At 65.7% G+C, this 5,253-nt stretch carries 9 protein-coding genes; 6 read left to right on the forward strand and 3 right to left on the reverse strand.

All coding sequences use genetic code 11. From position 1 onward, the window contains the following. The 3 genes from ACN4E0_RS13165 to ruvC all read left to right on the forward strand — a co-directional run. Positions 1-740 (forward strand): YebC/PmpR family DNA-binding transcriptional regulator (locus tag ACN4E0_RS13165; RefSeq protein ID WP_419568533.1); only part of this gene is annotated, 740 nt, incomplete at its 5' end. Continuing rightward, positions 740-1,090: a DUF3147 family protein gene (locus tag ACN4E0_RS13170; protein ID WP_419568535.1), complete on the forward strand. Its 351-nt coding sequence runs from the start codon at positions 740-742 to the stop codon at positions 1,088-1,090. The genes ACN4E0_RS13165 and ACN4E0_RS13170, both read left to right, overlap by 1 nt. Beyond that, the gene (gene ruvC / locus ACN4E0_RS13175; RefSeq protein WP_419568551.1) at positions 1,087-1,563 is read left to right on the forward strand and encodes a crossover junction endodeoxyribonuclease RuvC; all 477 of its coding nucleotides are present in this window, start codon (positions 1,087-1,089) and stop codon (positions 1,561-1,563) included. The genes ACN4E0_RS13170 and ruvC overlap by 4 nt, the downstream gene beginning before the upstream one ends. 54 nt (positions 1,564-1,617) lie before the next feature. Here the strand turns inward: ruvC and ACN4E0_RS13180 are convergent, their stop codons facing one another. Both ACN4E0_RS13180 and ACN4E0_RS13185 read right to left on the reverse strand, forming a co-directional pair. Continuing rightward, positions 1,618-1,728 carry an enoyl-CoA hydratase gene (locus ACN4E0_RS13180; RefSeq protein WP_419568537.1) on the reverse strand — a complete coding sequence of 37 codons (111 nt, stop codon included), beginning with the start codon at positions 1,726-1,728 and terminating at the stop codon, positions 1,618-1,620. A gap of 58 nt (positions 1,729-1,786) precedes the next feature. Next, positions 1,787-1,897 carry an enoyl-CoA hydratase gene (locus tag ACN4E0_RS13185; RefSeq protein WP_419568541.1) on the reverse strand — a complete coding sequence of 37 codons (111 nt, stop codon included), beginning with the start codon at positions 1,895-1,897 and terminating at the stop codon, positions 1,787-1,789. A 373-nt stretch (positions 1,898-2,270) separates the two neighbouring features. Between ACN4E0_RS13185 and ACN4E0_RS13190 the strand changes: the two genes are divergently transcribed. Both ACN4E0_RS13190 and ACN4E0_RS13195 read left to right on the forward strand, forming a co-directional pair. Further along, positions 2,271-2,618 carry an arsenate reductase gene (locus ACN4E0_RS13190; protein WP_419568543.1) on the forward strand — a complete coding sequence of 116 codons (348 nt, stop codon included), beginning with the start codon at positions 2,271-2,273 and terminating at the stop codon, positions 2,616-2,618. Beyond that, entirely contained in the window at positions 2,597-3,631 is a 1,035-nt protein-coding gene (locus ACN4E0_RS13195) for a glycerophosphodiester phosphodiesterase (protein ID WP_419568545.1), read from the forward strand. The genes ACN4E0_RS13190 and ACN4E0_RS13195 overlap by 22 nt, the downstream gene beginning before the upstream one ends. Here ACN4E0_RS13195 and ubiG read toward each other — a convergent pair. After that, positions 3,612-4,370 (reverse strand): bifunctional 2-polyprenyl-6-hydroxyphenol methylase/3-demethylubiquinol 3-O-methyltransferase UbiG, encoded by a 759-nt coding sequence (gene ubiG / locus ACN4E0_RS13200; RefSeq protein ID WP_419568547.1) that lies wholly within the window; start codon positions 4,368-4,370, stop codon positions 3,612-3,614. The genes ACN4E0_RS13195 and ubiG overlap by 20 nt on opposite strands. Before the next feature lie 53 nt (positions 4,371-4,423). Here ubiG and ACN4E0_RS13205 point away from each other — a divergent pair. Next, positions 4,424-5,253 (forward strand): aspartate kinase (locus tag ACN4E0_RS13205; RefSeq protein ID WP_419568549.1); only part of this gene is annotated, 830 nt, incomplete at its 3' end.

Here is a 5,253-nt window from a genome sequence, read left to right on the forward strand (position 1 = left end):
CCGGCCATTCCAAATTCAAGAACATCATGCATCGCAAGGGCGCGCAGGACAAGAAGCGCAGCGCGATGTTTTCCAAGCTCAGCCGCGAAATCACCGTCGCGGCGAAGATGGGCATGCCCGATCCCGACATGAATCCGCGCCTGCGTCTCGCGGTCAACGCCGCCAAGGCGCAGTCGATGCCCAAGGACAATATCCAGCGGGCGATCGACAAGGCGAGCGCGGCCGACGGCGAGAATTACGAGGAAGTCCGTTACGAGGGCTATGGTCCCGGCGGCAGCGCGATCATCGTCGAGGCGCTGACCGACAACCGCAACCGCACTGCTACCAACATCCGCACCGCCTTCAGCAAGAACGGCGGCAACCTCGGTACCGAGGGCAGCGTGCAGCACGGCTTCGAACGGCTCGGGCTGATCGAATACCCGGCGAGCGCGGGCGACGAGGAAAAGGTCCTCGAAGCGGCGATGGAAGCGGGTGCGGAGGATATCGAGAGCAGCGAGGACGGGCACACGATCTGGACCGCCGCCGACGATTTGCACCAGGTCGCGGGCGATCTCGAAAAGGCGCTGGGCGAGGCGGAAAACGTCAAGCTGGCGTGGAAGCCCAACATCACCGTCGAGATGGACGAGAACACCGCCTCGACGCTGATCAAGCTGATCGACGCGCTCGAAGACGATGACGACGTCCAGACCGTCTGGGGCAATTACGACATCTCCGACGAGGTGATGGAGAAGCTGGGCTGATGCTGGCTTTCGTCGCGAAGGCGCTGCTTGCCGGCGTCATGATCGCGGCGATTGCGGAAGTCGGTCGACGCCTGCCGACCATGGGGGCGCTGATCGCCAGCCTGCCGCTGGTGTCCATCCTCGGCATGATTTTCCTCTGGATGGCGCGCCCCGATGCGGAGAACATGGCACGCCATGCCGAGGCGACCTTCTGGTACGTCCTGCCCAGCCTGCCGATGTTCCTGCTGATCCCGCTGCTGCTGCGGCAGGGCGTGAATTTCTGGCTGGCGCTCGGCGTCGGCTGCGCCGCCACCATCCTGCTCTACCTCGGCATGATGCAGATCGGCCCGCGTCTCGGTCTTCGGCTCTGATTATCCTCGGCCTCGACCCTTCGCTCAGCTGCACCGGCTGGGGCGTGATCCGGGCCGAGGGCTCGCGCATCGCGCATGTCGCCAACGGCCAGGTTCCCACCGATGCCAAGGCGCCCATGGCCGAGCGGCTGGCCGCGCTGCAGGCGGCTTTGGCCGAGGTGATCGCGACGCACCGCCCCGACCGCGCGGCGGTCGAAGAGGTCTTCGTCAACAAGAACCCGCAGTCGACTCTCAAGCTGGCGCAGGCGCGCGGCGCTGTTCTGGCGGCCTGCGGTGCGGTAGGGCTGGCGGTCAACGAACATGCTACGCGGCTGGTCAAGAAAGCGGTGGTGGGTACCGGCGGGGCCGAGAAGGCTCAAGTCCAGGCCATGCTGAAGGTGCTGTTGCCGGGCGCTGTGATCGGCGGGGCCGATGCGGCCGATGCGCTGGCGGTCGCGATCGCCGACGCGCATCTTGTGACGAGGATTAGGTAGTCGGCTCAGTCGCTGACGCCGCGATCCTGAGGGGGCATCATTCTCAACTCTTGGTCAGGCGAAGACCGCCGGGCTGGCCGGGACGATGGCGGTCGCGAAGAGCATTGCCGAGAGTGCGATGGAAAAGGCTGCAGCGAAGACGGTCTGGTTGGTCGAGGCGAACATCTTGGAATTCCTTGGTCGGTGAGCGGGTGTGGGGCGGGGCCCAGGCTGTTGTCGTGAATCAGGCGAAGACTGCGGGGCTGCCAGGGATGATGGCAGAGGCGAACAGCGCTGCCGAAATGGCGATCGAGAAAGCGGCTGCGAAGAAGTTCTGGTTGTTCGAGGTGATCATGGTGCATTTCCTTCCGTTGTGTTTCTCGGCAAGTCCGCCTTGCCGTTGCCAAGAAGATTGCAGGAGGCATGCCAAATCCGGAAAAGCCCGAAATTCTGCGATTCATGCGGCTTGCCTGAGCGGGTGCGTCAGTGCCGATTGCGCAAGGTTGGGAAAATTTCCCAACTGGTAGGATCGCACTTTTCAGCCGTCGCTATCGCCCGTGATCCGCATGTTCCAACTTCGGCCCTGTCCTGCAGCGATCCGACAGGTTAGACACCTTTGCATGCCGCCGCGACCACCACTCAAACCGCCGAAATCGCGCGGCATTTAGCCCAAGGCGCTTTGGTGTCTGGGACGTGCTCCGTGTGCTTCATCTTTTAGGACAGACAGTTTGACCATCCATCTCTACGGCATCCCCAACTGCGACACGGTCAAGAAGGCACGCAATTGGCTCGATGCGCGCGGGCTCGACCACAGCTTCCACGATTACAAGAAGGAAGGCGCCGATGCGGGCAAGCTGGCCGCGTGGATCGAGGCCGCGGGCGTCGACACCGTGCTCAATCGCCGCGGTACCACCTTCCGCAAACTGAGCGACGCGCAGAAGGCCGATATCGATGCCGCCAAGGCCGTCACATTGCTGCAAGAGAACCCCTCGATGATCAAACGGCCCGTGGTCGAGCACCACGGGGCCCTGCTGGTCGGATTCAAGGAAGACGAATGGTCCGCGCACTTCTCCTGATCCTCGCGGCGCTGGTCGCGACGCCGGCCGCGGCCGCCCCGAACGAGGATTTCATCGTCATCGCGCATCGCGGCGCGAGCGGGGAGCGGCCCGAGCATACGCTGGCAGCTTACGAACGCGCGATCGACCAGGGGGCCGACTATATCGAGCCCGACCTCGTGCCGACCAAGGACATGCATCTCGTCGCACGGCACGAGACCGAGATCGGCGAGACCACCGATGTCGCCGATCACGAAGAATTCGCCGATCGCAAGCGGTCGAAGACGATCGAAGGCCGCCTAGTGACCGGCTGGTTCGCCGAGGATTTCACGCTGGCCGAATTGCGGACGCTGCGCGCGAAGGAGCGCATGCCGGGCCTGCGCCCCGCCAACGCGCGCTTCGACGGGCTCTATCCGCTCGCGACCTTCGAAGAGATCGTCGCGCTGGTCCGCGCCAAGGAGGCCGAGACCGGACGCCCCATCGGCATCTACCCCGAGCTCAAGCATCCGACCTGGTTACTCCAGGAAGCGGGCATCGACGTGGTCGACCTGTTCGCCACCGCGCTCAGGAAGGCCGATCTCGATGATGCGGACGACCAGGTCTTCGTGCAGGTCTTCGAAGTCGGGCCGCTCAAGCGCCTCGACGCGCTTGTCGACACTCCTTTGGTGTTGCTGGTCGGTCCGGAAGGCGGCCCCTACGACGAGCCAGCGCAGACCTGGGCGGATGTCATGACCCCGAGCGGGCTCGCCGAGGTGGCGCGCTATGCCGACGGGATCGGGCCCTATCTCGGCCATGTCCTCAATGCCGATGGCACGCCGACAGAACTCGTCGCGCACGCCCATGCGGCGGGCCTCGAGGTGCATCCCTGGACCTTGCGCAAGGAGAACGCCTTTCTTCCTGCACCCTTGCGGCGGGGCGCGGGCGAGAGTGCCGCGGGCGATGTCGCGACGCTTGCGCGGATGGTCGCAGCCTCGGGTGCCGACGGCGTCTTCACCGACGACCCGGCGCTGGTCCTCAGCGCGCTCGGACGGTGACGATGTAGTTGAGCGCGCAGTCGTTCGACAGGTGCAGCCCCTTGGCGGGCGAAAAGCCGATGCCCTTGGGGTCACCCATTTCCAACCCGGCTTCGTCGAGCAGATCGCCCAGTTCCTCGGGAGTGATGAAATCGTCCCAGTGATGCGTGCCCTTGGGAATCATCCCGAGCCCTTCGGCCGCGCCGATCATCAGCAGGCGCGATTGCGGCGTGCGGTTGGGGGTGGAGAGCACCATCAGGCCATCGGGCGCGAGCCGCGCCGCCAGCGCCGCGACGAAGGCGCGCTTGTCGGCGACATGCTCGATCACCTCCATCGCGGTGACAAGATCGAACCTGCCGATGTCGAGATCGCCGATCTCGCCCGCCATGTAGCGGATGTCGAGCCCCGCGCCCTCGGCATGCAGGGCCGCGGCGGCGACATTCTCGGGTGCGGCATCGACGCCCGTGACCTCGGCGCCGAGCCGTGCCAGCGGTTCGCACAGGAGGCCGGCGCCGCAGCCGACATCGAGCGCGGACTTGCCCGCCAGCGGGCGGCGCGCCTCGATATCGCTCGCCCAGTGCAGGTCGATCGCCTCGCGCAGGAACTGCAGCCGGACCGGGTTGAGCCGGTGGAGCATGGCCGAGGACCCCTTGGGATCCCACCAGTCCTTGGCCAGCTGTCCGAAATGCGCGGCTTCGTCGGGCCGGATCGTTTGGCCGCCCGAAGTTTTGCTACGCTTCTGCGTGGTTGCATCGCTCATGCGGCGTGGCTAGCAGCCTAGCCTCACGCATTCCAGCACGGAGACCCTTGCGCTTGGCCCGTATCGTGATGAAATTCGGCGGCACCTCGATGGCGGGGACCGAGCGCATCCGGCGCGTGGCGAACATCGTGCGCAAGCAGGCCGCACGCGGCCACGAGGTCGCGGTGGTCGTGTCCGCCATGGCCGGCGAGACCGACCGGCTGGTCAATTTCTGCCGCGAGGCGAACGCGCTCTACGACCCGGCCGAATACGACGTCGTCGTCGCCAGCGGCGAACAGGTCACCTCGGGCCTGCTCGCGCTCACCCTCCAGTCGCTCGGCTGCAAGGCACGCAGCTGGCTCGGCTGGCAATTGCCGATCCACACGATCGACGCGCATGCCAAGGCGCGCATCGAGAGCATCGATGCCGATGCCCTCGTTGCCAGCATGCAGGCGGGCGAGATCGCGGTGATCCCCGGCTTCCAGGGTCTGGGCGACGACGGCCGCGTGACCACGCTCGGCCGCGGCGGCTCGGACACCTCGGCGGTGGCCGTGGCGGCGGCCATCAAGGCCGATCGCTGCGACATCTACACCGATGTCGACGGCGTCTACACCACCGACCCGCGGATCGTCGCCAAGGCGCGCAAGCAGAAGGCGGTGACCTACGAGGAAATGCTCGAGCTCGCGAGCGTCGGGGCCAAGGTGCTCCAGACGCGTTCGGTGGGCCTGGCGATGAAGGAGGGCGTGCGCGTGCAGGTCCTCTCGAGCTTCGTCGGCGAGGATGCCATTCCCGCCGACGATCACCCCGGCACGATGATCGTGTCGGAAGAAGAAATGAACCAGTTGGTGGAGAAGGGCGACATGGAACGCCAGCACGTGACCGGCATCGCGCATGACAAGAACGA

Origin of the sequence: Qipengyuania sp., from assembly GCF_048550555.1 — a bacterium.
GTDB lineage: Bacteria > Pseudomonadota > Alphaproteobacteria > Sphingomonadales > Sphingomonadaceae > Qipengyuania.

Bases quoted from the DNA above. Each gene is read 5' to 3' on its own strand.
- ACN4E0_RS13170 (WP_419568535.1), top strand. From the start codon at position 740: ATGCTGGCTTTCGTCGCGAAGGCGCTGCTTGCCGGCGTCATGATCGCG.
- ACN4E0_RS13180 (WP_419568537.1), bottom strand. From the start codon at position 1,728: ATGTTCGCCTCGACCAACCAGACCGTCTTCGCTGCAGCCTTTTCCATC.
- ACN4E0_RS13185 (WP_419568541.1), bottom strand. From the start codon at position 1,897: ATGATCACCTCGAACAACCAGAACTTCTTCGCAGCCGCTTTCTCGATC.
- ACN4E0_RS13195 (WP_419568545.1), top strand. From the start codon at position 2,597: ATGGTCCGCGCACTTCTCCTGATCCTCGCGGCGCTGGTCGCGACGCCG.
- ubiG (WP_419568547.1), bottom strand. From the start codon at position 4,370: ATGAGCGATGCAACCACGCAGAAGCGTAGCAAAACTTCGGGCGGCCAA.